Source organism: Pseudomonas anuradhapurensis (assembly GCF_014269225.2).
GTDB lineage: Bacteria > Pseudomonadota > Gammaproteobacteria > Pseudomonadales > Pseudomonadaceae > Aquipseudomonas > Aquipseudomonas anuradhapurensis.
In genome coordinates, this window is record NZ_CP077097.1 from 2,557,040 (window position 1) to 2,577,650 (window position 20,611).

General features: G+C 65.1%; 21 protein-coding genes. 4 read left to right on the top strand and 17 right to left on the bottom strand.

The window, feature by feature from the left end; all coding sequences use genetic code 11:
* Nucleotides 1-98: 98 nt before the first annotated feature.
* Complete coding sequence (locus HU763_RS11920) at nucleotides 99-899, top strand: lipopolysaccharide biosynthesis protein (protein ID WP_186685075.1); 801 nt, start codon at nucleotides 99-101, stop codon at nucleotides 897-899.
* 71 nt (nucleotides 900-970) lie between these two features.
* The gene (locus HU763_RS11925; protein ID WP_186685035.1) at nucleotides 971-1,471 is read left to right on the top strand and encodes a methylated-DNA--[protein]-cysteine S-methyltransferase; all 501 of its coding nucleotides are present in this window, start codon (nucleotides 971-973) and stop codon (nucleotides 1,469-1,471) included.
* A 4-nt stretch (nucleotides 1,472-1,475) separates the two neighbouring features.
* On the opposite strand, the gene HU763_RS11930 is transcribed toward HU763_RS11925, so the two are convergent.
* Nucleotides 1,476-1,715, bottom strand: coding sequence for a hypothetical protein (locus HU763_RS11930; protein WP_170030077.1), 240 nt, complete (start codon nucleotides 1,713-1,715; stop codon nucleotides 1,476-1,478).
* Nucleotides 1,712-2,455: a carbon-nitrogen hydrolase family protein gene (locus HU763_RS11935; RefSeq protein ID WP_186685037.1), complete on the bottom strand. Its 744-nt coding sequence runs from the start codon at nucleotides 2,453-2,455 to the stop codon at nucleotides 1,712-1,714. Before HU763_RS11935 ends, HU763_RS11930 begins: the two co-directional genes overlap by 4 nt.
* Before the next feature lie 281 nt (nucleotides 2,456-2,736).
* Between HU763_RS11935 and HU763_RS11940 the strand changes: the two genes are divergently transcribed.
* On the top strand, nucleotides 2,737-3,462 hold the full coding sequence (locus HU763_RS11940; protein WP_186685039.1) for a metallophosphoesterase: 726 nt from the start codon (nucleotides 2,737-2,739) through the stop codon (nucleotides 3,460-3,462).
* On the opposite strand, the gene HU763_RS11945 is transcribed toward HU763_RS11940, so the two are convergent.
* Both HU763_RS11945 and HU763_RS11950 read right to left on the bottom strand, forming a co-directional pair.
* On the bottom strand, nucleotides 3,410-4,024 hold the full coding sequence (locus tag HU763_RS11945; protein ID WP_186685041.1) for a LysE family translocator: 615 nt from the start codon (nucleotides 4,022-4,024) through the stop codon (nucleotides 3,410-3,412). The two genes, HU763_RS11940 and HU763_RS11945, sit on opposite strands and share 53 nt — an antisense overlap.
* 99 nt (nucleotides 4,025-4,123) lie before the next feature.
* Nucleotides 4,124-4,948 carry an AraC family transcriptional regulator gene (locus HU763_RS11950; RefSeq protein WP_186685077.1) on the bottom strand — a complete coding sequence of 275 codons (825 nt, stop codon included), beginning with the start codon at nucleotides 4,946-4,948 and terminating at the stop codon, nucleotides 4,124-4,126.
* 130 nt (nucleotides 4,949-5,078) lie between these two features.
* Between HU763_RS11950 and HU763_RS11955 the strand changes: the two genes are divergently transcribed.
* On the top strand, nucleotides 5,079-5,702 hold the full coding sequence (locus HU763_RS11955; protein ID WP_186685043.1) for a LysE family translocator: 624 nt from the start codon (nucleotides 5,079-5,081) through the stop codon (nucleotides 5,700-5,702).
* Nucleotides 5,703-5,709: 7 nt separating this feature from the next.
* On the opposite strand, the gene HU763_RS11960 is transcribed toward HU763_RS11955, so the two are convergent.
* The 13 genes from HU763_RS11960 to HU763_RS12020 all read right to left on the bottom strand — a co-directional run bounded on the left by HU763_RS11960 (nucleotide 5,710) and on the right by HU763_RS12020 (nucleotide 20,538).
* Nucleotides 5,710-5,985, bottom strand: a complete 276-nt coding sequence (locus HU763_RS11960) for a peptidylprolyl isomerase (protein ID WP_013972552.1) — start codon at nucleotides 5,983-5,985, stop codon at nucleotides 5,710-5,712.
* A gap of 215 nt (nucleotides 5,986-6,200) precedes the next feature.
* On the bottom strand, nucleotides 6,201-8,153 hold the full coding sequence (locus tag HU763_RS11965; protein WP_186690775.1) for an acetoacetate--CoA ligase: 1,953 nt from the start codon (nucleotides 8,151-8,153) through the stop codon (nucleotides 6,201-6,203).
* A gap of 164 nt (nucleotides 8,154-8,317) precedes the next feature.
* Nucleotides 8,318-8,797 carry a serine protease inhibitor ecotin gene (eco, locus tag HU763_RS11970; RefSeq protein ID WP_186690378.1) on the bottom strand — a complete coding sequence of 160 codons (480 nt, stop codon included), beginning with the start codon at nucleotides 8,795-8,797 and terminating at the stop codon, nucleotides 8,318-8,320.
* 55 nt (nucleotides 8,798-8,852) lie between these two features.
* Complete coding sequence (hbdH, locus tag HU763_RS11975; RefSeq protein WP_186690377.1) at nucleotides 8,853-9,623, bottom strand: 3-hydroxybutyrate dehydrogenase; 771 nt, start codon at nucleotides 9,621-9,623, stop codon at nucleotides 8,853-8,855.
* 10 nt (nucleotides 9,624-9,633) lie between these two features.
* Nucleotides 9,634-11,025 carry a GntP family permease gene (locus HU763_RS11980; protein ID WP_186690376.1) on the bottom strand — a complete coding sequence of 464 codons (1,392 nt, stop codon included), beginning with the start codon at nucleotides 11,023-11,025 and terminating at the stop codon, nucleotides 9,634-9,636.
* Nucleotides 11,026-11,294: 269 nt separating this feature from the next.
* Entirely contained in the window at nucleotides 11,295-12,677 is a 1,383-nt protein-coding gene (locus HU763_RS11985) for a sigma-54 interaction domain-containing protein (protein ID WP_186690374.1), read from the bottom strand.
* 139 nt (nucleotides 12,678-12,816) lie between these two features.
* Nucleotides 12,817-13,833, bottom strand: coding sequence for an ABC transporter permease (locus HU763_RS11990; RefSeq protein WP_186690372.1), 1,017 nt, complete (start codon nucleotides 13,831-13,833; stop codon nucleotides 12,817-12,819).
* Entirely contained in the window at nucleotides 13,833-14,891 is a 1,059-nt protein-coding gene (locus HU763_RS11995; RefSeq protein ID WP_186690370.1) for a microcin C ABC transporter permease YejB, read from the bottom strand. The genes HU763_RS11990 and HU763_RS11995 overlap by 1 nt, the downstream gene beginning before the upstream one ends.
* Nucleotides 14,888-16,813: an extracellular solute-binding protein gene (locus HU763_RS12000; RefSeq protein WP_186690368.1), complete on the bottom strand. Its 1,926-nt coding sequence runs from the start codon at nucleotides 16,811-16,813 to the stop codon at nucleotides 14,888-14,890. Before HU763_RS12000 ends, HU763_RS11995 begins: the two co-directional genes overlap by 4 nt.
* Nucleotides 16,814-16,826: 13 nt before the next feature.
* On the bottom strand, nucleotides 16,827-17,108 hold the full coding sequence (locus tag HU763_RS12005) for a peptidylprolyl isomerase (RefSeq protein WP_003258780.1): 282 nt from the start codon (nucleotides 17,106-17,108) through the stop codon (nucleotides 16,827-16,829).
* 78 nt (nucleotides 17,109-17,186) lie between these two features.
* Nucleotides 17,187-18,251 (bottom strand): 3-deoxy-7-phosphoheptulonate synthase, encoded by a 1,065-nt coding sequence (locus tag HU763_RS12010; protein WP_186690366.1) that lies wholly within the window; start codon nucleotides 18,249-18,251, stop codon nucleotides 17,187-17,189.
* Between the two features lie 572 nt (nucleotides 18,252-18,823).
* Nucleotides 18,824-19,135 (bottom strand): hypothetical protein, encoded by a 312-nt coding sequence (locus HU763_RS12015; RefSeq protein WP_186690364.1) that lies wholly within the window; start codon nucleotides 19,133-19,135, stop codon nucleotides 18,824-18,826.
* Between the two features lie 107 nt (nucleotides 19,136-19,242).
* On the bottom strand, nucleotides 19,243-20,538 hold the full coding sequence (locus HU763_RS12020; RefSeq protein ID WP_186690362.1) for an MFS transporter: 1,296 nt from the start codon (nucleotides 20,536-20,538) through the stop codon (nucleotides 19,243-19,245).
* Between the last annotated feature and the right edge of the window lie 73 nt (nucleotides 20,539-20,611).

Below are 20,611 nucleotides of genomic sequence, written 5' to 3' on the forward strand. Positions count from 1 at the left end.
AGGCGGCGGCCATGCGGTTGACCGACGTCAAGTGGTCGGGTAAAAGGGGCCGCAGCTTCCGTTGTGTGGTTGCACTGTCCATTCCAGAGATGCCATTGATCAGTACATTTTCATCGCAGCCCGGCGTTGAACGCGGGGCGTTCTGCAGCTTCGAGGCATGTCGCAATACCCAGCAGGGCCCTGTCGTGATTCTGGCCTCGGGTGCTTCAGCCAGGCACTTCCCGCTGGCCGAGTTCGCCCACCTGCCGATCATCGCCATGAACGGCTCGGTGGCCATGACCGCCGAGCACGCTATCAGGCCGTTCTTCTACCTGTGCACGGACAAGAGCTTTCGCGAGCAGCAGCCGGCCTTGTTCGCCACTGCCCTGCGCGACAGCGAACGCCTGGCACTGTGGCCGGAGCAATATGCCGGTGCCGAGGTGCCAGCCAGCACCGCGTGCTATGCCTTGCACAAGGCTGACGCACCGGGGCTGCTGGGCGGTTTGCGCGGCCATGGTGACAGCTACGTGTGCAGCCGCGCACTGTGGAGCAAGCGTGCCCGCTCGATTGCCTTCAGCAAGGACCTGGCCCAGGGCTTCTACGATGCCCGCACGGTGGCCTACGTCGCCTTGCAACTGGCCTATCACCTGGGCTTCGACAAGGTGCTGCTGGTCGGGGTGGACCTCGACCAGACCGCTGGCCGCTTCTATGAGAGCGGCCAGGGCCAGCGTTCGCCGTGCGGGCTGGACCAGCACTGGGACAGCCGCATCCTGCCGTCGCTGACGTTGATGGCCAGGGAGGTGGTCAACGAACACTTCCAGGTCTACAACCTGTCGGCAACTTCGCGCATTCCAGCCGAGCTGATCCCCAAGGTCGATCTCGAGCAGGCACGGCGCATCGCCGGCTGCGCGATTGCCTGAGCAAGAAAGCGGATGCAGGCAAGGCTGTGGATGCGTACAGTGAGCTGATCGCACCCTGGCAGGAGCCCGTCATGTCCAGCGCCTTCACCTTCATGCAATCTCCCGTCGGCACCTTGACCCTGGTGGCCCGTGGCGAGTGCCTGGCAGCCGTACTGTGGGAGGCGGAGCGGGAAAACCGTGTGCGTCTCGGCGCCTTGCACCGCGACGACCAGTGCCCGGTATTGCTGGAAACCGCCCGCCAGCTCGGTGAATACTTTGCCGGCAAGCGCCAGCGTTTCGACCTGGCGCTGGATTTTGCCGGCACCGAATTCCAGCGCCAGGTATGGGCCGCGCTGCTGGAGATACCCTTTGGTGAAACGCGCAGCTACAGCGACATTGCCCGGCACATCGGCAACCCTGCCGCGGTGCGTGCGGTCGGTGCTGCCAATGGCCGCAACCCGATCTCGATCATCGCCCCATGCCACCGCGTGATCGGCGCCTCGGGCAGCCTGACCGGGTTTGCCGGCGGCCTGGCGGCCAAGCAGTACCTGTTGGCGCTGGAGGGGCGGCAAAGCCTGGCGCTGGACCTGTAGCGGTTTAGAACCAGCTGGCGACCAGGCAGGCCAACACCGCCAGCAGCGAACCGGCCATCATGGTGTAGCGCCGCTGGGCCCGACGTGCATGGGACCTGACGGCGCGCAGGTATTCGCCAGGTGGCGGCGCATCGGGGCGCTGGCGCAAGCCCTCGGCAATATCGGCCAACTGTCCCTGGATCAGCAGGCCGGTCAGGTAATAGGTGCAGGCATAGCTCAGCACGGCCAGAAACACATAGCTCATGGCGAGTGCCGGCTCAGGGGTACAGCCATGGCACTGGCGGTGCTGGTGTCCAGCACTATCAACCCTTCGTTACGATCATCCAGGTTGGCCAGCAGGCGCCCTTGGCTGTCCCAGGCCGCCGAACCACCCGCGCCGATGAATGTGTCGGCCGGCCCTACGCAGTTGGCCAGCAACACCGGCATAGCCAGTTGCCGAGCCAGTTTGGGGTAGTGTGCGTAGCCCTCGCGAATGCCTTTGGCGGTTTTCGCCACGCTGACCAGGTAAAGGTCGGCACCTTGCTCCCGCGCGCTGGCCGCATGGGCCATGAACATCGATTCGTAACAGATTGCTGGCGCTATCCGGTGTGCCCCCAGTTGCAGCAGCAAGGCCTGGTCGCCCGGGGTGAACCAGGGCAGTTCATCGTCATGCAGCCGCTGCTTGGCATAAGCCTGGCGCGGTACACCGGGGCTGAAGATCGGCATGCCGATGCGGATACCCTCGGCTGCCGGCAGCGGCAGGCCCACGGCTACGCTGATGCCAAGCCGGTCACAGGCGGCCTGCAGCGGGTCGAGTTGCGCAGCATTGACGGCCAACGCGGTCTGTTGCGCAAGGGTTGGCTCATAGCCGCTCAGCGACAGTTCAGGGAACACTACCAGTTGCGCGCCAAGGGCGGCAGCCTGGTCGATGCAGGCCAGGTGGCGTTCGAGGTTGGCTGGCACATCGCCCTTGAGCGATGCCAGTTGTACGGCGCACAGCTTCATCAAACACCCTCCCTGGTCCAGGCCGAAACGCTGAGGATACGCTGCTCGGCAGAGTGCGATCCAGTGAAGTGTTTTTCAGGTAAGCGGGGGCGTGGCAAAGCGCGCAAACCCGTCGCCGGGCCGGGCCGTTGGGCGATCGAAGCGCACTTCATCTGCGCGGCCGGGGCGGCTTGTGCCATGCTGTGGCTTAACAGGGCCATGCGCATGGCCCTTCAGGGCGGTACGCAGGTGTTGGTGCCAGCAGTGGCTCGGGCGTGCCGCAGCAACAGAGGACGAGTGTAATGGAACGCTTTCGGCGGGTGGCTGCCAATACCCGCGGGCGGGACCTGGCGGTGGGCGATATCCACGGTCACTTCCAGCGCCTGCAGGCATGCCTTGAGGCGGTCGGGTTCGACCCGGCGGTGGACCGCCTGTTCAGTGTCGGTGACCTGGTCGACCGCGGGCCGCACAGCGAGGCAGTGCTGGACTGGCTGGCGCAGCCCTGGCTGCATGCGGTGCAGGGTAACCACGAAGCCTTGGCGATCACCCGCCTGCGCGGTGGGCGGCTCGACCTGGACATGTATCGCGCGGCCGGCGGCGGCTGGTTTCTCGACCTGCCGCCGGGGGAGCAGTTGCGTTTCGTCGAACGCTTCGAGCAACTGCCGATCGCCCTGGAGGTGGAAACCGCCAACGGCCCGGTTGGCCTGCTGCATGCCGACAGTCCGTTTGCCGACTGGGAGCTGTTGCGTACCTGGCTGGAGCTGGATGACGACCCCGAGGTGCTGGAGGTGTGCCAGTGGTCGCGGCGGCGCTTGAAGGAAGGCGACACCCGGCCGGTGAAGGGCTTGCGGGCCTTGCTGGTCGGCCACACGCCGGTATTGCGGGCGAAACAGCTGGGGAATGTCTGGCACCTGGATACCGGGGGTTGGGCCAGCGGCCATTTCAGCCTCATGGACCTGGCCACGCTGCAGCTGCTCAGCGCTGCGCCAGGTGCAGCAACAGCGCCATGGCCAACACCACCAGCATGACCCCCGAGGCCCGTTCCAGCCACGGCAGGCTGCGGGCGAAACGGCGCAACACCAAGGGGTTGCCGATGGCCACGGCCACCAGCAGGTCCCACAGCAGCACGATGCTGAACATCCACACGGCGCAGGCTGCTTTCCAGCCGGCACTGGCGCTGCTGAACATGCTGGCCAGGCTGGCATAGAACAACCCGTTCTTGGGGTTGAGCACGCCCGACAGAAAACCCGTGCCCAGGCTGCGCCACCAGCCTGCCACGGCCTGGTTACCGGCCACGCTGCCCAGGCTGGGTTGCCCGGCGTGGCGCAGGAACAGCACGCCGAGGTACAACAGGTAGCCGGCACCGGCCAGTTGCAGGGTGCTGAACAGCAGGCTGCCTTGCTGGAGCACCGACAGGCCGGTGAAGGCCACGACGATGAACATGCCATTGGCCAGGGCGATACCCAGGCAGGCGCCGCTGGCAACCCGCCAGCCACTGTTGATCGAGGTGCGCGCGACCAGGAAGAAGTCCGGGCCGGGGGAAAGCAGGGCGAGGAAGTGGGCGAGGGCGACGATCAGGAACGGCTGCATGGGTGGGCTGCTCTGGTGGAAAAGCCGAACTCTGCCCTGCGCCAGCCACCCCGTATTGAACAATATTGCAAACCCGATCAGCAGCGGCTGTCCGTATCGCTATTCAGCCCCTCGATATTGCCCTGGGGTCACCCCCACATGGGCCTTGAACACCCGCTGGAAATGGCTCTGGTCGGCAAAGCCCAGCCGGTAGGCGACCTCTGCCAGCGCCTGCCCTTCACCCAGCAGCGCCCGGCCACGGTTGACCCGTGCATTGACCAGGTAGGCATGCGGGGTAAAGCCAGTGGCCGCGCGAAAGGCGCGGATCAACTGATATCGGCCAACCCCGGCTTTTCGGGCCAGTGCATCGAGATTCAACTGTGCCGGGTCAAGGCCCTCTATAGCTGCGATCAACCCGCTCAAAGCATTCGCCCCCAGGGCGGGTGCCGGTGCCAGCGGTGGATGCGCGGTAAAATCCAGGTCACCCAGGAAGGCAACCAGCGCGGCATCCTTTTCGCCACTGCTGGCGCTGGAAAACAGTAACCGGTTCAGCTCGCAGAACTGTCGGTATACCTCAGGGTCGCGACAGATGCGTGCCGGTCCACCGGGGCCTTCACCGGGTTCTTCACCGGTCAGCGCCGACTCCTGGCGCAAACGGGCCAGCCAGTCGGCCGCTACATGCAGCATCTGGTAGCTCCAGGCCTGCCCGGGCTCGGGGTTGCAGGCATGCACACAGCGGGCCGGGACCATGACCAGCGTTCCGGGCGTAAGGCGTTCCTGCCCGTTACCAGCGCCGGTAAAGTGACTGACGCCAGCATCCACCGCACCGATGGAGAACGTCGGGTGGCTATGGGCCTTGTAGCAGGCCCGGCTATGGCAGGCGCGGCGGCTTTCGACATGCGGCAGGGCCGGGTCGCGCCACAGCGTGGCATGGGAACGGGGCATCATGGTAATCCTCGGCATGGCCGGCAGCTTATCAGGCGCGGCGCACCCATACAGTTTTTTCCGCTGGCTGTAACTTGACCGTCAGGCCCGTATCCGCCGCAATAGACGCCTGTTCGCCAGAGGAAAGACAATGGACCTTTCAAGCCTGCTGCTGTTCATCCCCGCCTGCTTTGCCTTGAACATGGCACCGGGGCCGAACAACCTGCTGTCGCTGCACAACGCCAGCCGCTACGGCCTGCGCACGGCATGTGTGGCCGGTGGCGGGCGCATCGTCGCCTTCAGCGGCATGATCGCCCTGGCTGCCATGGGCCTGGCCGTGGTGCTGCATACCAGCGAGTACCTGTTTCTGGCCATCAAGGTGCTCGGGGCAGGGTACCTGTTCTACATCGCCTGGCAGCTGTGGCGGGCGCCGGTGGGCGAAGCGCTGGTGGCCGCAGATCACCCGCGCGGCACCTGGCGCCTGGCGCGCCAGGAGTTCTGGGTAGCAGCCGGCAACCCCAAGGCGATTCTGATCTTCACCGCCTTCCTGCCGCAGTTCGTCTCGGTCGGCAGTGCCACGCCGGTGAGCGAGCAGTTCCTCTGGCTGGGGGTATTGTTCCTGCTGTTGGAGTGGGCCGCCATCGCCATCTACGCCGGCCTCGGTGCCTACCTGCAGCGCTGGTTCAGCCAGCCCGGCCCACGCCGGCTGTTCAACCGGATCAGCGCCTCCCTGCTGGGCTGTGCCGGCCTCGGCCTGCTGGCTGCGCGCCACTAGGCGGCCATCAGTCGCGATAGAAGGTTTGCACCAGGTGATAGCCGAACTTGCTCTTGATCGGCCCGTGGACCACGCGCAGGGGCTTCTTGAAAATCACCTGGTCGATGGCGCCGACCATCTGCCCTGGGCGGATCTCGCCCAGGTCACCGCCGCGCTTGCCTGAGGGGCAGGTCGAGAATTTTTTTGCCAGGACGTCGAAAGCCTCGCCATTGGCGATGCGCTGCTTGAGCTTTTCGGCTTCGTCAGCGGTCTTGACCAGGATGTGGCGGGCTTGGGCTTTCATGGCAGTACAGTACCTGTGCTTCGCGAGTGCAAAAGGCGCACATTATGCCCGACTTACCCCGCTTGAAGCCATTACGCATGCCCTGTAGGAGCGGCCTTGCGTCGCGATGGGCTGCGCAGCGGCCCCAGGTTTTCAGCTCCGCGGCACAGATTGACGGGGCTGCTGCGCAGCCCATCGCGACGCAAGGCCGCTCCTACAATTGCCAGGCATAAACGTCAGCTTTGCAATTCCTTGCGTCCGCGAAACTGCTCCAGTGCCTCCGGGTTGGCCAGGGCGTCGGTATTCTTCACTGGCAGGCCATGCACCACATTGCGCACCGCCAGCTCCACCACCTTGCCGCTGATGGTCCGCGGGATGTCATCGACCTGGGCGATCACCGCCGGCACATGGCGCGGCGTGGTGTACTGACGGATCACCTGACGGATCTGCTGGCGCAGGGCATCGTCCAGCTGCAGGCCGTCACGCAGGCGCACGAACAGCACCACCCGCACATCGCCGTTCCAGTCCTGGCCGATGGCCACGCTTTCCAGTACCTGCTCGACCTTTTCCACCTGGCGGTAGATCTCCGCCGTGCCAATGCGCACGCCACCGGGGTTGAGCACGGCATCGGAGCGGCCATGGATCACCAACCCACCGTCGGCGCGCTGTTCGGCGTAGTCGCCCTGGGCCCACACCCCGGGGAACTGGCTGAAATAGGCGTCGTGATAACGGCTGCCGTCCGGGTCATGCCAGAACCCCAGCGGCATTGACGGGAAATGGTGCGTGCACACCAGTTCGCCTTTTTCGCCCAGTACCGGCTGACCGTGCTCGTTCCACACTTCCACTGCCATGCCCAGGCCCTTGCACTGGATTTCGCCACGGCGCACCGGCAGGGTCGGGTTGCCCAGCACGAAGCAGGAGACAATGTCGGTGCCGCCGGACATGGACGCCAGGCACAGGTCGGCCTTGACCTTGCGGTACACGTAATCGTAGCTGTGTGGCGACAACGGCGAGCCGGTGGACAGCAACAGCCGCAAGCTGGTCAGGCGATGGCTTGCCGCCGGTTCCAGGCCTGCCTGCTCCAGCGCCGCCAGGTACTTGGCACTGGTACCGAAGGCCTGGATGCCCTCGGCGTCGATCAGGTCGAGCAGCCGTTCGGGGCCCGGGTGAAACGGCGAGCCGTCATACAGCACCAGCGTTGCACCCACGGCCAGGCCGCTGGCCAGCCAGTTCCACATCATCCAGCCGCAGGTGGTGTAGTAGAACAGCACATCATCGGCCTTCAGGTCGTTGTGCAGGCCGTGTTCCTTGAGGTGTTGCAACAACACCCCGCCCGCGCGGTGGACGATGCACTTGGGCGCGCCAGTGGTGCCGCTGGAATACAGGATGTACAGCGGATGATCGAACGGCAGTGGGGTGAAGCAGGGTTCGCCGCCAGGCTGGAAGTACTCGTCCCACAAGCTGACGTTGGCAGCCTGGAACTCGTCGCCACGCGTACCGCTGCGGGTATGGGGGACCACGATCAGCTGTTGCAGCCCGGGCAACTGCGCGCACACCTGGTTGACCTTGTCTACCTGGTCGATGTCCTTGCCGGCGTATTGGTAACCGGCACAGGCGATCAGCAGCCTGGGTTCGATCTGGCCGAAGCGATCGATGATGCCGTGTACACCGAACTCGGGCGACGAACTGGACCAGACGGCGCCGAGGCCAGTGCAGGCCAGCATGGCGACCAGAGTTTGCCAGGTATTGGGCATGATCGCGGCGACCCGGTCGCCGGGGCCGATGCCGGCTGCCTTGAAGGCTTTTTGCAACCCGCCCACCTGAGCTGCCAGCTGGGCATGGGTCAGTACCTGGCGTTGCCCGTCTTCACGCACGCTGACCAGGGCCGGGCGGTCATCACGGCGGCGCAGCAGGTGTTCGGCGAAGTTCAGTGTGGCCTGGTTGAACCAGCGGGCATCGGGCATTTGCGCACCTTCGCTGAGCACCTGGCTCGGCGGGGTATGCCAGTGAACGTGGAAATAGTCGGCGAGGGTTTGCCAGAAGGCCGGGCGCTGTTCGATGCTCCAGCGGTGCAGCGCGTGGTAGTCGTCGAGCTGCAGGTTGTAGCGCAGGTTGACCCAGCGGCGGAAAGCGTCCATCCGGCTGGCCGCGATCTGCGCCGTGGAGGGGCGCCAGAGCACATCGTTCATGCCGTACCTCCTGCTACTGCCAGATGTGGGCCTGAACCTGTAGGAGCGGCCTTGCGTCGCGATGGGCTGCGAAGCAGCCCCGACAATTTGTGCTGCGAAGCTGAAAATCCGGGCCTGCTTCGCAGCCCATCGCGACGCAAGGCCGCTCCTACAAGGAACGGTGTTTACTCTACTTTAGCCCTTTGCACGTCCTGCGATGCGCTCCAGATGCGGTAGCGCACTTCGACATCCTTGGGCACATACACCACCACCGGCAGTTTGCTGTTGTAGCGCAGCATGAAGCCTTCACCGACCACCGGCACGAAGGCCTCGGTGTGCTTGCCATCCGGGCAGGCCATCAGGGTGCTGGCCGGGCCGCTGACCTTGTCCAGGCGGTAGTAGCTGTAACCCCAGCCTTCCAGGGTACGTTCTTCCAGGCTGCCGCCCAGGCGTTGACGGTTGCAGTCCACCTGCAGGGTCTTGCCGGCGAGGATTTCCAGTTGGTAGGCCGATTCATCGGCCTGAGCCGGCAGGTGAATGACTTGCCGGGTGAAGCCTTTTTCCGCCTCGGGGTAGGGCGCGACATCTTTCAGGCTGGTAGCTGACGCTTGCGTGGCAGCCGCCAGGGTCAGGGTCAGGATTGCGGTCATCGGGGTTGGGCGCATAGGGCCTCCTTGCAGATAGACGAATGCCAGGCCAGCGCCAGGACCAGGCCGCCCGTCACTGGGCCAACCAGCCACCATCGACGTTCCACGCGGCACCGCGAACCTGGCTTGCGGCCTCGCTGCACAGGAATAGTACCAGCTCGCCCAGGTGCTCGGGGGTAACGAAGGCCAGTGAGGGTTGCTTTTCAGCCAGCAGATCATGTTGCGCTTGTAGCGGATCGCCGCCGTTGGCGGCACGATCGTCGATCTGCTTCTGCACCAGCGGGGTCAGCACCCAGCCTGGGCAGATGGCATTGCAGGTGACGTTGCTGGTGGCGGTTTCCAGGCCCACCACCTTGGTCAGGCCGACCACGCCGTGCTTGGCCGCCACATAGGCCGCCTTGCCGGTCGAGCCGACCAGGCCATGCACCGAAGCGATGTTGATGATGCGTCCCCAGTTGCGGGTGCGCATGCCAGGCAAGGCCAGCCGTGTACCGTGAAACACGGCTGACAGGTTGAGGGCGATGATCTTGTCCCAGCTTTCTGGCGGAAACTGCTCCACCGGCGCCACATGCTGGATCCCGGCGTTGTTGACGAGGATGTCGACGCCGCCGAACGCCTGCTCGGCCTGGGTGAACAGCGCCTCGATCTGGGCCACGTCCGACAGGTCGGCCGGGTGATGGACCCCCTTCACCCCGTACCGGGCGATCTCGGCCAGCGCCGCCGTCGGGTCGCCAAAGCCATTGAGCACGATGTTGGCGCCCGCGCGGGCCAGCACCTGGGCAATGCCCAGGCCGATGCCGCTGGTCGAACCGGTCACGAGTGCAGTCTTGCCGTTGAGGGTCATGCAATGCTCCTTAGACGATACCAGTGGCATAGAACGTGGCGATGACCACGAACACCGCCAGGGTCTTGATCAGGGTAATACCGAAAATATCCTTGTAAGCCTCGCGGTGGGTCAGCCCGGTCACCGCCAGCAAGGTGATGACTGCGCCATTGTGCGGCAGGGTGTCCATGCCGCCGCTGGCCATGGCCGCTACCCGGTGCAGCACTTCCAGCGGAATGTTGGCGGCATTGGCCGCGGCGATGAAACTGTCGCCCATGGCCGCCAGGGCGATGCTCATGCCGCCCGAGGCAGACCCGGTGATACCGGCCAGCAAGGTCACGGTGATGGCCTCGTTGACCAGCGGGTTGGGGATGCCGCGCAGGGCGTCGGCCAGTACCAGGAAGCCCGGCAGCGAGGCGATCACCGCACCAAAACCGTATTCCGAGGCGGTGTTCATGGCTGCCAGCAAGGCGCCGGCCACGGCACTCTTGCTGCCTTCGGCCAGGCGTGTGCGAATGGCGCCGAAGGCACACACCAAAACCATCAGGATGCCCACCAGCAAGGCCGCCTGCACCGCCCAGATCGCCGTCAGCTTGGCCACGTCGCTTTGCACCGGCGCGCTCATGCCGGGCAGCTGCAGGCTGTGGCTGGGGCCGTACCATTGCGGGATCCAGTGGGTGAAGAGCAGGTTCATAACGCCCACCAGCAGCAGCGGCGACAAGGCCAGCCAGGGGTTGGGCAAGGCCAGGTCGGCGGCGGTTTCCGGTTCGTTGCGCAAGTTGCTGCCGTAGCCTTCACCGGCACGTTGCGCCTTGTTGCGCTGGCGCTGCAGGTAGGCCATGCCCGCACAGAACACGAACAGCGTGCCGATCAGGCCCAGCCAGGGCGCGGCCCAGGCAGTGGTGTTGAAGAAGGTGCTGGGGATGATGTTCTGGATCTGCGGGGTGCCGGGCAGGGCGTCCATGGTGAACGAGAATGCGCCCAGGGCGATGGTGGCCGGAATCAGTCGTTTGGGGATGTTGCTCTGGCGGAACATCTCGGCGGCGAACGGGTACACCGCGAACACCACCACGAATAGCGAAACACCGCCGTAGGTGAGCAGGGCGCAGACCAGCACGATCACCAGCATCGCCTGGCGGGTGCCGAGCACGCGGATGGCCGCGGCGACGATCGAGCGGGAGAAGCCCGACAGCTCGATCAGCTTGCCGAACACCGCCCCCAGCAGGAACACCGGGAAGTAGAGTTTGATGAAACCGACCATTTTTTCCATGAACACCCCGGTGAAAGCAGGCGCTACGGCAGACGGGTCGGTGAGCAGCACGGCGCCGAGGGCGGCGATCGGGGCGAAGAGGATTACGCTGTAGCCACGGTAGGCGGCGAGCATCAGCAGGGCCAAGGCGGCGAGGGCGATGAGCACGGTCATCGGGGTGGGTCTCCTGGGTGAGTCTTGTTTTTATCGGTGCCCAGGCATTAGCGGGAATCGTGCCAGTTTCTAAGTTATTGAATTTTATGGTTAATTTGTTTTTAACTTGGTTTTTGTCTCTGATTTGAGATTTTTCTGACCGCTTTGCGGCCATCGCGACGCAAGGCCGCTCCTACACAGACACCGCGATAACCTGTAGGGGCGGCCTCATGTCGCGATCGTGGGCGCAGCTTTCGCAGCAATCTCCAGATAGAAAAGAAAGTCTCAAATTAGAGACCAAGCGCTACCATCTTCTTGTACAAGGTCGATCGACCCAGCCCCAACGCGGCTGCAGCCTCTGGCACATTTCCTTCATGCTCGGCCAGTGCCCTGGCAATCAACTCGCGCTCGAACTGCGCACAGGCCTCACGATAGCTCTGGCGCACGGGCGCCTCCGCCGCCGGGCACAACGGCCCCAACGCCGTACGCAGGTCGCCAGCCCCGAGCCGCGGCTGGTCTGCCAGCAAGGCGGCCCGCTCCAGCACATTGCGCAATTCGCGGATATTCCCCGGCCAGGCATGTCGCGCCAGCAGTTGCTGCGCTTCAGGCTCCAGCTCGTACTGGCTGCCGAGCTCGCTGAGGATGGCCTCGCACAGTGCCGGCAGGTCCTCCAGCCGTTGTCGCAGCGGTGGCACCTCGATCGGTAGCACGTTGAGCCGGTAATACAGGTCGGCACGGAACGCGCCGCGGGCGATGGCGGCCTGCAGGTCGATCGAGGTGGCGGCTATGATGCGCACGTCGCTGCGCAGCATCTGGTTGGAACCAACCGGTTCGTATTCCTTCTCCTGCAGCACGCGCAACAGCTTGCTTTGCAGCGCCAGCGGCATGTCACCGATCTCGTCGAGAAACAGCGTGCCGCCTTCGGCCAGTTGCAGCTTGCCACTGCGGCCCTTGCGGTCGGCGCCAGTGAAGGCGCCGGGGGCGGTACCGAAGAATTCGGCCTCCAGCAGCGTTTCCGGGATCGCTGCGCTGTTGATGCTGACAAAGGCCTTGTGCGCGCGCGCCGATGCTGCGTGGATGGCGTGGGCCAGCAGCTCCTTGCCGGTGCCGGTTTCGCCCAGCAGCAACACCGGCGAATCACTGCTGGCGCCACGCCGGGCGCGGCGCTTGGCCTCCAGGCTGGCAGCGCTGCTGCCAACGAACTGGGCGAAGCTGTATTTGGCCTGGCGGGCGCGTAGCTGCGAGCGGGTCGAGGCCAGTTCCTGCTGCATGCTGGAGTAGCGTTTGAGCAGGGGCGACAAGCTGCGCAGTTGATCGAACAGGGCAAAGCCGATGGCACCGATCAGCGTGCCCTGGTCATCGTGGATGGGCAGGCGCATGACCACCAGCGGCTCGTTGGAGGTATCGAGCATGTCGAGCAGGATCGGCCGGCCATTGTTCACCACCTCGCGCATCAGGCTACCCGGTATCACTGCCTCGCACGGCTGGCCGATGGCGCCGGCGGCATCGGCCAGGCCAAAACGCCGGGCATAGCGTTCGTTCATCCACACGATGCGTGCCTGGCGGTCGACGATCACCGTGCCTTCGCTGGACTGTTCGATGATCTCGAACAGCGAGCGGATCGCCAGTTGCCGTACCTGGGGGTAGTCCTTGAGGCTGTCGCTGTCGTGCATGGGTCAAGTTCCGAATCATGTAAAAGCAGTGCCGGCCTGTTCACGGGTAAACCCGTTCCCGCCGGCTCAACGTGAAGGCTGAATTCCGTGGGATACCTGTGGCAGCGGGTTTACCCGCGAACAGGCCAGGCTTGAAAGCCTACCCTCTGGGGTCGAACGCCTCGCGCAAGGCATCGCCGATAAACACCAGCAACGACAGGATCACCGCCAGTGCAAAGAACGCGGTAAAGCCCAGCCACGGCGCCTCCAGGTGTTGCTTGCCCTGGGTCACCAGCTCACCCAGCGAAGCGCTCCCGGCCGGCATGCCGAAGCCGAGAAAATCCAGTGCCGTCAGGGTCGTGATCGCCCCGGTCAGCATGAACGGTACATAGGTGAGCGTGGCGTTCATCGCATTGGGCAGTATGTGCCGCAGCATCACCTGGTTGTCCGGCAACCCCAGCGCCCGAGCCGCCTTGACGTATTCCAGGTTGCGCCCGCGCAGGAACTCGGCGCGCACCACATCGACCAGGGTCAGCCAGGAAAACAGCGCCATGATCCCCAGCAACCACCAGAAGTCCGGTTCGACAAAGCCGCTGAGGATGATCAGCAGGTACAGCACCGGCAGCCCCGACCATACCTCCAGCAGGCGCTGCCCGAGCAGGTCGACCCAGCCGCCGTGGTAGCCCTGCAGGGCGCCGGCCGCCACGCCGATGAGGACGCTGACCACGGTCAGGGCAAAGGCGAACAGCAACGATACCCGAGTGCCATACAACACACGGGCCAGCACGTCGCGGCCCTGGTCGTCGGTGCCCAGCCAGTTGCTGGGGCTGGGCGGGCTGGGCGTGGGTACCTGCAAGTCGTAGTTGGGCGTATCGGCACTGAACGGGATGGGCGCGAACAGCATCCAGCCGCCCTGGTCGGCGATCAGTTGGCGCACGTAGGCGCTGCGGTAATCCGGCTGGAACGGCAGCTGGCCGCCGAACTGCTGTTCGCTGTAGCGCTTGAGCGCCGGCACGTACAATTCACCCTTGTAGCCCAGCAGCAGCGGCTTGTCGTTGGCCACCAGTTCGGCACCCAGGCTCAGTAGCAGCAGGCAGGCGAACAGCCACAGCGAGACCCAGCCAAGGCGGTTGCGGCGAAAGCGTTGCAGGCGACGGCGCGATACCGGTGAAAGCATCAGTGCGCCCTCGTGTCGAAGTCGATACGCGGGTCGAGCAAGGTATACGACAGGTCGCCGATCAGGCGGATCAACAGGCCCGCCAGGGTAAAGATGAACAGCGTGCCGAACACCACCGGGTAATCGCGCGATAGCGCCGCGTCATAGCTCATGCGGCCCAGGCCATCGAGCGAGAAGATCACCTCGATCAGCAACGAGCCGGCGAAGAACACCGTGATCAACGCCTGCGGCAACCCGGCCACTACCAGCAGCATGGCATTGCGCAGCACATGGCCATACAGCACCCGGCGCTCGCTCAGGCCCTTGGCGCGGGCGGTGACCACGTATTGCCGGGCAATCTCGTCGAGGAAGGCGTTCTTGGTCAGCAGGGTCAGGGTGGCGAAGCCGCCGATGACCAAGGCGCCGACCGGTAGCACCAGGTGCCAGAAGTAGTCTGCCACCTGGCCCAGCAGGCTGAGTTCGTCGAAGTTGTCCGAAACCAGGCCGCGCACCGGGAACCAGTTGAGCGAGGTGCCGCCGGCGAACACCACGATCAGCAGCAGGGCGAACAGGAACGAGGGCAGGGCGTAGCCGACCACGATCAGCGCGCTGCTCCAGGCATCGAAGCGGCTGCCATGGCGTACCGCCTTGCGGATGCCCAGCGGGATCGAGACCAGGTAGGTGATCAGCGTGGCCCACAAGCCCAGCGACAGGGTAACCGGCAGCTTGTCGAGGATCAGCTGGGTGACCTTGGCGCCGCGGAAGAAGCTGTTGCCGAAGTCCAGCCGGGCGTATTGGCCGAGCATCAGCCACAGGCGCTCGGGGGCGCTCTTGTCGAAGCCGTATTGGCGCTTGATCTCTTCGATCAGTTTCGGGTCCAGGCCGCGGCTGGCGCGGGACTCGCCATGCACCACCTCGGCGCGGGCAGCGGGCGCACCGGCGCCAAGGCCTTGCAGGCGCGCCACCGCCTGTTCCACCGGGCCGCCCGGTGCCGCCTGGACGATGGCGAAGTTGACCAGCAGGATCGCCAACAACGTCGGGATGATCAGCAACAGGCGCCGCAGAATGTAGCTGGTCATGGCGAAGCCTTCAGGCGCTCGGCCATCTGCGCATTGGTCAGCGCGCTGGGGCTGACCTCCCACCAGGTGTCCAGGCCTTCGTCATAGGCCGCCTGGACCTTGGGCCGGCCGAAGCGGTTCCACCACACGGTGGAGCTGCCCGGCGGGTAATAGTTGGGGATCCAGTAGTAGTTCCATTGCAGCACCCGGTCCAGGGCGCGGGCATGCTGCAGCATGTCGGCCTGGCTGGCGGCGCGCACCAGGCCGTCGACCAGGCGGTCCACGGCAGGGTCCTGAAGCACCATCAGGTTGTTGGAACCGGGGTCATGGGCCGCTGCCGAGCCAAAGTAGTTGTACAGCTCGGCGCCAGGCGACAGGGTGACCGGGTAGCCGGTGACGATCATGTCGTAATCGCGGGCCATCAGGCGGTTGACGTACTGGGCCGAGTCGACATTGCGGATGTTCAGGGTGATGCCGATCTGCGCCAGGTTGCGCTTCCACGGCAGCAGCAGGCGCTCCATGCCCGCCTGGCCATTGAGAAAGGTGAACGCCAACGGCGTGCCTTGGCGGTCGACCAGGCGGTCGCCCTGCGGGTGCCAGCCGGCCTGCTCGAGCAGGGCCAGGGCCTGCAACTGCTGCTGGCGAATGATCCCTGAGCCATCGGTGACCGGCGCGCTGAATACCTTGCTGAAGACCTCGTCCGGCACCTGGCCACGCAGCGGCTCGAGCAGTTGCAGCTCACCGGCATCGGGTAACTGGCGGGCGGCCAGCGGGGTGTTGGAAAACACGCTTTGCTGGCGAATGTACAGGTTGCGCATCATCTGCCGGTTGCTCCATTCGAAATCCCACAGCATGCCCAGCGCCTGGCGCACGCGGCGGTCCTTGAACGGCGGCTGGTCGAGATTGAACACGAAGCCCTGGGCAACCTGCGGCTTGGCCGGGCCCAGGTGAGCGCGCTGCAGACGCCCGTCATCCAGTTGCGCGCCGGCGTAGCCCAGTGTGTAGGCGGTGGCGGAGAATTCGCGATTGTAGTCGTAGCCCCCGCCCTTGAGCACCTGCCGCGCCACTTCGGTGTCGCCGAAGTACTCGATGCGCAACTTGTCGAAATTGTAGCGGCCACGGCTGACCGGCAGGTCCCGCGCCCACCAGTTGGGGTCACGCTCGAAGGTGATGCTGCGGCCATTGTCGATGCGCCCGATACGGTACGGCCCGCTGCCCACCGGCTTGTCGAAGCCGGCGCCGTTGGCGAAATCGCGCTGTTGCCAATCGTGCTCGGGCAGCACCGGCAGGCTGGCGAGGTCCAGTGCCAGGGTGCGGCCATGCCCGGGCTTGAGGTCGAAACGCACACGCTGCGGGCCTTCCACGGTTACCCCGGCCACATCGGCGAACTGGGTGCGGTACTTGAGGCTGCCCTTGTTCATCAGCAGCTCGAAGGTGAAGCGTACGTCTGCGGCACGTACCGGCTGGCCATCGGCGAAGGTTGCGCGCGGGTCGATCTCGAAACGCAGCCAGGCGTCATCCGGGCCGCGCTCCATGCGCCGGGCAATCAGGCCATAGACGGTATAGGGTTCATCGAACGAACGCATGGCCAAGGGTGCATAGAGCAGGCCATCGACCTCGCTGACGCCGATGCCTTTGTCGATGTACGGCAGGATATGGTCGAACTGGCCGATCTCGATCGCCGAGCGGCGCAGGATGCCGCCCTTGGGAGCGTCGGGGTTGACGTAGTCGAAGTGCTGGAAGCTGGCGGCGTAGCGGGGGGCTTCGCCGTAGACGGTGAGGGCGTGGGTGGGGGTGGCGTGGGCGTTGAAGGCAAGACCAAGCAGGAGCAGACAACGCAACCACCGTGGCAGCGGGTTCACCCGCGAATGCGCCCGTGCAGGCAATCTTGTTGCCTGAACTGACACATTCGCGGGTGAACCCGCTGCTACCGGGGCCTTCATCGCCTGCGAGGGCTTAGTCCTGGCGGCTGGTCACTTCCAGCAGGTGGTAGCCGAACTGGGTCTTCACCGGGCCTTGCACGGTGTTGACCGGGGCGCTGAAGACCACGGTGTCGAACTCCTTGACCATCTGGCCCGGGCCGAACGAGCCCAGGTCACCGCCCTGGCGGCTGGACGGGCAGGTGGAGTTGGCCTTGGCGATTTCAGCGAAGTCGGCACCGGCTTCGATCTGCGCTTTCAGTTCGTTGCATTTCTCTTCGCTGCTGACCAGGATGTGGCGGGCGGTTGCACGGGCCATGGGTACTGCTCCTTGGGGGTAAAAAAGGCAAGCCTAGCGCACTTGTCCGGGGTATGTCTCGCCAGGCTTGCAAGCGGCCTACCGGAGTTTTTCCGCCGCCTGGCGCAACAGGGTCTCGGTCGACGCCCAGCCCAGGCAGCCGTCGGTGATCGACACGCCGTATGCCAGTGGGCCCTTGCCCAGCGCCTGGCAGCCATCGAACAGGTGGCCCTCGAGCATGACCCCGACGATCGAGCGGTCGCCGGTCAGGCGCTGGGCCAGCACGTTGTCGAACACGGCAGGTTGGCGCGCGGGGTCCTTGCCGCTGTTGGCGTGGCTGCAGTCGACCATGATGCGCGCCTGCAACCCGGCCTTGGCCAATGCCTGGCGGGCCATGGCGATGCTCTCGGCATCGTGGTTCGGGCCGGTGTGGCCGCCACGCAGCACCAGGTGGGTATCCGGGTTGCCCAGGGTTTCGATGATGGCCGGGTAGCCCTGCGCATCCATGCCGAAGTGGCGGTGCGGATGGGCGGCGCTGCGCATCGCGTCGCTGGCGATGGCGATGCCGCCGTCGGTACCGTTCTTGAAGCCTACCGGCAGCTCCAGGCCACTGACCAGTTCGCGGTGGATCTGCGATTCGGTGGTACGCGCGCCAATCGCGGCCCAGGCCAGCAGGTCATCGAAGTAGCCGGCGGCCATCGGTTGCAGCAACTCGGTGGCAATCGGCAGGCCGCGTTCGAGCATGTTCAGCATCAACCCGCGGGACAGGGCGATGCCGGCATGCATGTCGTCGCTACCGTCGAGGTGCGGGTCGTAGGCCAGGCCTTTCCAGCCGACCGTGGTACGGGGTTTTTCGACGTAGGCGCGCATCACCAGCAGCAGCTGGTCGTCGACTTCGCGGCTGAGGGCGGCAAGGCGATCGGCGTATTCCAGGGCCGAGCGTGGGTCGTGGATCGAGCATGGGCCGACGATCACCAGCAGGCGCTGGTCGTGGCCGTCGAGGATATCGCGGATGGCCTGGCGGTGGGCATGGACTTGCTGGGCCAGTGCGCTGGACAGCGGCATTTGCTGCTTGAGCAGGTGCGGGCTGGGCAGGCGCTGGCTGACGCTGGTATTGGCCGCTTGCGGCTGGGTCAGGGGCAGGGCGAGGCTGGAAGCTTGCATGGCGTTTTTCCCTGGGCGGACGGCGGGTTGTGGCCCGCGCTGTCGGCCCTATCGAGGTGTTCGACAGATCGTTGAATTGCTATTGGCTGTTGCATTGCCACCTGTGCAAGACCGAACGGAGGCGGCAGGCTGGCCCGAACGGGATTGGCTAAATCGCCAGGCGTAGGTGTTGGCGGAGTAATAAGTGGCGTAGTTCATGAATCGGTCCTCAATGTGAATCGGTGTTGTGCAAAAGGCCGGAAAAGCAAAACCCCCGGTCGGGAGGCCGACCGGGGGTTTGAGTATGCTCATGTTCGGCGGCCCCTCGAAGGTGGGCGCCGCATGGGTATCGGCGCCTAGTGGCTAAACCAATACCCGAAGTAATAGCTGGCAGGTGCCACGCAGCCGGCAACAGCCAGCACAGGGCGCAGGGTGCGACCGGTGTGGTTGGCGTGGTTGCGGTTGTGTTTCGGCATGCTGCTCTCCAATGAATGAGCCCGAGCTTACTTCAGTTCGGCTGGGCCATTCAATGGATAAATGCCATCGCGGTGATCATTTGTTTTCTACGGCATGGCGCAAAGCCCCGGTCCACCTCAATGGCTGTCCTGGTCTTCGGCATTGCCACCGGTATGGCCCGCGCCCGAGCCAGTGGCTTCGCCGGTGCTGTTGGAGCCGCCCGCGGCGCCGTCGGCTGCATCGCTGTTACTGCCAGTGTCGCTGCTGTCGTTGTCGGTGCTGCTGCCAGGGCTGTTGACGCTGCTGCCTTCACCGGCGGTCTTGCCACCGCTCTGGTCGGTTTGCGGATGGGTGTCGGTGTGGGTGCTTTCGGTGGCAGCGAAGCTGGTACCGGCCAGGGCGGCCAAGGCCAGGGCGAGGGACAGCGAGAGAGGGCGAATGCGGATCATGGCAAAACTCCTGGGTGGATGATCTGTCATTCGTTGGGCTGGGGGAGCGAGGCGCGGTGCCTTCCGCGCGACGAGTGGTAACGGGGCTGCGCAGCAGCCCCCCAGGCTCAGTGGGTTTCGCTGTGGTTAGCCGCTACGGGCTCGGCGGGCGTCAGCGGCGGGTGCTCCTGTGCTGCATGCATCAGGTCTTCAGTCACCCGCAGCTCGGCACCGGTCGGCGAGAAGGTGGTCGAAGCGGTGAACGGCGCCGGGTGCTCGGCCGCCGGGCGCTTGCCACGGCGCCACATGAAGAAGCACACCATGGCCAGGTTGACCACGGCAAAGGCCCAGAACAACCCGGCCTCGCCAAATTCGGTCATCACCGGCGAGATCGCCACCGGTGCCATGGCCGAGCCCAGCGAGTTGATCAGCAGCAGGCCCTGAATCATCGGCACCAGTGCATCGGACGGCGCCCGGTCGGCTGCATGGCTGACCGCCACCGGGTACAGGGTGAATACGCCGCCGCCCAGCAGGAACAACATGGCCGGCAGCAGGGCCGAGTCCGACGGCAGGAACACCGTCACCAGCGACAGCAGCATGCACAGCGCAGCCAAGGCGATCAGTACATCCTGGCGGTCCTTGCGGTCGGACCAACGCCCGACCGGGTATTGCAGCAGCATGGCGCCGAGGATCACCCAGGCCATCATGTTGCCGACCTCGCCTACATCCAGGCCGATGCGTTGCAGGTACAGCGGCAGCAGGGTGTAGATGCCGGCAATGGCCACACCCGAACCAAAGCAGCCGACCAGGCCCGATGGTGCCACGCCCAGCAATTGCCGCGGCTTGAGCGGTTCGACCTGGTCCAGCAGCGGCGATACCCGTGGCAGGATCACGATCGGCAGCACCGACAGCGCGGCCAGCACGCCAGCCAGCATGAACGGCGCGGTGTCACCCAGGTGGGTGATTTCGCCCAGGCCCGCCTGGGCGATCACCCCCGCCCCGTAGAAGGCGATCATGTATAGCGCCAGGAGGCGGCCACGGATCTTGGCGTCACCGGCCAGCAACAGCCAGCTTTCGATCACCAGGAACACGCCCACCGCTGCCCAGCCGTTGATCAGGCGTAGCAGCGACCACCAGGTGACCTCGTAGAACAGGCCTTGCAGCAGGATGGTCACCGCGATCAGCGCGGCGAAGCTGGTGTAGGCGCGGATATGGCCGATGCGCAGGATCAGCCGGTCGTTGAAGATGGCGCCCAGGGTCAGGCCGATGAAATAGGTCGACGAGACGATACCGATGGTGGTGGCCGATTCGCCGGCAGCGCCCAGGCGCAGGGTGGTCAGGGAAGACATGAAGCCGTTGCCCAGGGCGATGATGAACAGCCCGAGCAGGGGCGCCAGCGCCATGGCCAGCAAACGCGGAGACATAGGTACCTCGAGTGGGATCGGCCCGCCAGGGCGGCAGGCGAAAAGGACGCGCGATTCTAAGGGCTTCGCAGGT